We start from the raw sequence: 3,112 nt of genomic DNA, 5'->3' as shown, positions 1-3,112 counted from the left end.
TGCTTGAGATCTTGGCCGGGGAAAAGGCGCAAGGGATAAATCTTGAGGGATCCCGGTGGCATGGGCTGGGGCTCCTGGGGGCGGGAGGAGCGGATCCCGGGTCGCCAGCCGGGCTTAACCACCGGGCGGGAGCGAGCGATCACCAAGCAGTCATCCGGCAGGGGGTAGCGGGCAGGGATGGTGGAGCCGGCAGCAATGGTGACATCGGATCCCACCTGCAAAGGAGCCACCAACACCGAGTTGGCGCCTGTTTTGCTGCGATCCCCAATTTCGGTAAAGTGCTTTTGCTGGCCGTCGTAGTTGGCGATGATGGTGCCCGCGCCGATGTTGACCTGGGATCCCAGCTTGGCATCTCCCAGGTAGGCCAAGTGGGCGGCATTGCTGTGGGATCCAATCTGGGTATTTTTGGTTTCCACAAAGTTGCCGATGCGGCAGTGATCCCCGATCTGGCTGTGGGGGCGCACGTGGGCGTAGGGGCCTATCCAAACCTGGTTGCCGATGCGGCTGTGGCTGACCACCGAGTAGAGAATGTGACACTCAGATCCAATCTCGCTGGACTCGATCCAACTGCCCGGCCCCAGGCGGGTTCCCGAGCCAATGCGGCACACCCCTCGCAGATGGGTTTGGGGCTCGATCACCACATCGGGGGCCAATTCCACCGTTTCCTCGAGGCTGCTGCTGTCGGGATCCACAAAGGTGACCCCGGCTTCCATCCAGGCTTCCTTGAGGCGATCCTGCAAAATCTGGTACGCCTGGGCCAGTTGGCGGCGGTCGTTGACGCCCACAATTTCTTGCGGATCGGCAACATCCAGAGCGATGGCTTTGCCCACCCGCTTGACGGCATCTGTTAGGTAGTACTCCTGCTGCGCGTTGTTGCGATTGAGATGGGGCAAAACCTGAGCCAGAGCCGGCCAGTGAAAACAATACACCCCACTGTTGATGCGGCGATTTTGCCGTTGGGCCGGGGTGCAGTCTCGCTCTTCCACCAGTTCCAGCACTCGCTGTTGGGCATCGCAGAACACCCGTCCATAGCCATAGGGATCCGCCACCTGAGCCGAGAGCAAGGTTACCTCTGGGTTCACCTGGCGGTGGCGCTCCACCAGAGCTTGCAGGGTTTCTGCCCGCAGCAGGGGCACATCCCCGTTGATCACCAGCAGATCCCCCTGAAAACCGCCCAGGACGGGCAACAGTTGCTGAACGGCGTGTCCGGTGCCCAATTGCTGGGCCTGCTCCACAAATTCAACCGGGTACTCCCGCAGGGCTTGGCGCACCTGCTCCTGTTCATAACCCACAATCACCAGACAGCGGTGGGGTTTCAAGGTTAGCACCGTGCGCAGCAGCCGCTCGATCAAAGACAGGGATCCCAGTTTGTGCAGCACCTTGGGCAACTGCGACCGCATCCGGGTACCTTTGCCCGCTGCCAAGATCGCTACCGATAGTTCCCGCTCTGCCATGTTCCTTCCCCGAACCGCCCCCATCAAGTATAGGCGGCGGGATGCTGCTCAAAAATCTTCTGAGGTTGGATCCAAGTTCCTGAGCCCTGTGCGGCCAAAACTGAGCTAGCTTAATGGCACATCTAGCTGGTGCAGTCTATGGCCGAGAGCAGGGGCCCTGATATGCCCCCACAGGAACGTCGGCGGTTGGTCCGCGAGGTGGCCGGCTGGCTGGCGATGCTGGGGGTGTTCATTCCAGGGTTGCAGCGCTTCTATATGGGGCACCAACGCTGGGGCTGGGGCTACTTGGTGGCGGGGCTGATGGTGTTCGTTCCCTCCATCCCGCTGCAGATCCTCAGCTACGGGGTACGCGCCCTTTGTTTGCTGGAAGGGCTGTGGATCCTGACCATGAGCAATGCCGATTTCGATTTTCGATTCAACCGAGAGTTGATCGAGCTGGAGTGGACCAGTGTGGAAGGGCGAGAAGCTCGGGATCCCGAACAGCAGTTGGAAAGCCAGTTGAAACAGGGCTTGATCACCCGCGCTGAATATGAGGAGCGCCGCCGGCAAATCCGCAAGATTTCCTGACGCAAGCATCTGCCTGGATAGACAGCCCGATAGATGGATAATGGTTCTGGTGTTGATTTTCCCGGCAATAGCTCCCACCCAAGCTGGGCTCTTTTCTCTCCTCTGTCATTGTGCACCGCCCTTTTGCCTATCTTATGTTGCCAAATCCTCCTCTCGTAGCCATCCCCCTGTTCTCTATTGCGGCAGCCATGCTCTTGGTCTATCTGCCCATGGGGGTGGTGGGCTATGCCCGTGCCCGCGTTGGCTACGACCTGCATGCTCCTCGGGCTATGTTTGATAGGCTACCTCCCTACGGGCAACGGGCCACCTGGGCCCACGCCAACGGGTTTGAGACCTTTGGGATGTTTGCGGCAGCAGCGTTGATCGCCTACATCACCGGCCCACACCCGGATCCCTGGTATTTTGGCCTCAGCGGAGATGAAGGGGTAGCTGTGCTGTGTGGGGTGTTTCTGCTGGCGCGGCTGCTCTACAACTTTTTCTACATTGCCGATATTCCCATTGGGCGATCCCTCTCCTTCTTGGCGGGATCCCTGGCCACGTTGGGCCTGTTGCTGATTAGCCTGCTGCCTTTTCTCGGCACCGGCCTGGCCTAATCTGGCGAGAGAAACTCCCCCGTCATTTGTTGAGCCTGCCGGTACCCTGGCCCAACCTGCGATACTGGAAAAGGACTTCGTCCTGCTGTCGCCAACGGCGTCCTCTGGGTGCCTCTCTTTTGTCCCACGGCCCACTACGCAACGGTCAGCCATGTACACTCTGGAACTGCTCCTGAAAGGGAACCCTGCCCCCATCGTTGTCCACCAAAAAGAGGAAGAAGCGGCCAACCGGGCCTACCAAAGCATCGTCAATGCTCTGCAGAGTGGATCCCCTCAGAGTTTGGAGCTGACCTGCGACCGCACCGGCAAAAAGGTGTTCCTGCTCACCGGTGAGCTATGTGGCGTGCAAATGACTTCCAAGTCGGGCGGCGCCAGCCCCATGGGAGCCCGTCCCGGTTTTTTGGCCCAGTTGCAAAGCTGAGGACAGCCCTTTTCTCTCTGCCGCTAAGGGATCCCTATGTCTGAGGTGGCCATTCGGGTGGAGAGCCTGACCTTTGC

4 protein-coding genes are annotated in these 3,112 nt (G+C 59.7%); 3 read left to right on the top strand and 1 reads right to left on the bottom strand.

What is annotated here, in order from left to right; genetic code table 11:
* Positions 1 to 1,454 (bottom strand): bifunctional UDP-N-acetylglucosamine diphosphorylase/glucosamine-1-phosphate N-acetyltransferase GlmU (glmU, locus tag NW837_RS12730; RefSeq protein ID WP_414332014.1); only part of this gene is annotated, 1,454 nt, incomplete at its 3' end.
* Between the two features lie 162 nt (positions 1,455 to 1,616).
* Here glmU and NW837_RS12725 point away from each other — a divergent pair.
* The 3 genes from NW837_RS12725 to NW837_RS12715 all read left to right on the top strand — a co-directional run bounded on the left by NW837_RS12725 (position 1,617) and on the right by NW837_RS12715 (position 3,035).
* Positions 1,617 to 2,021: an SHOCT domain-containing protein gene (locus NW837_RS12725; RefSeq protein WP_414332012.1), complete on the top strand. Its 405-nt coding sequence runs from the start codon at positions 1,617 to 1,619 to the stop codon at positions 2,019 to 2,021.
* Positions 2,022 to 2,155: 134 nt separating this feature from the next.
* Positions 2,156 to 2,614 (top strand): MAPEG family protein, encoded by a 459-nt coding sequence (locus tag NW837_RS12720; RefSeq protein WP_414332010.1) that lies wholly within the window; start codon positions 2,156 to 2,158, stop codon positions 2,612 to 2,614.
* Between the two features lie 151 nt (positions 2,615 to 2,765).
* Positions 2,766 to 3,035, top strand: a complete 270-nt coding sequence (locus NW837_RS12715; RefSeq protein ID WP_414332008.1) for a hypothetical protein — start codon at positions 2,766 to 2,768, stop codon at positions 3,033 to 3,035.
* Positions 3,036 to 3,112: the final 77 nt, after the last annotated feature.

The sequence above is a fragment of the Synechococcus sp. R6-10 genome (assembly GCF_047461815.1).
In the GTDB taxonomy this organism is placed as follows: Bacteria; Cyanobacteriota; Cyanobacteriia; order Thermostichales; family Thermostichaceae; genus Thermostichus.
Note: the sequence above shows the minus strand (reverse complement) of the source record. Positions and strands in the feature narration are given on the sequence as shown.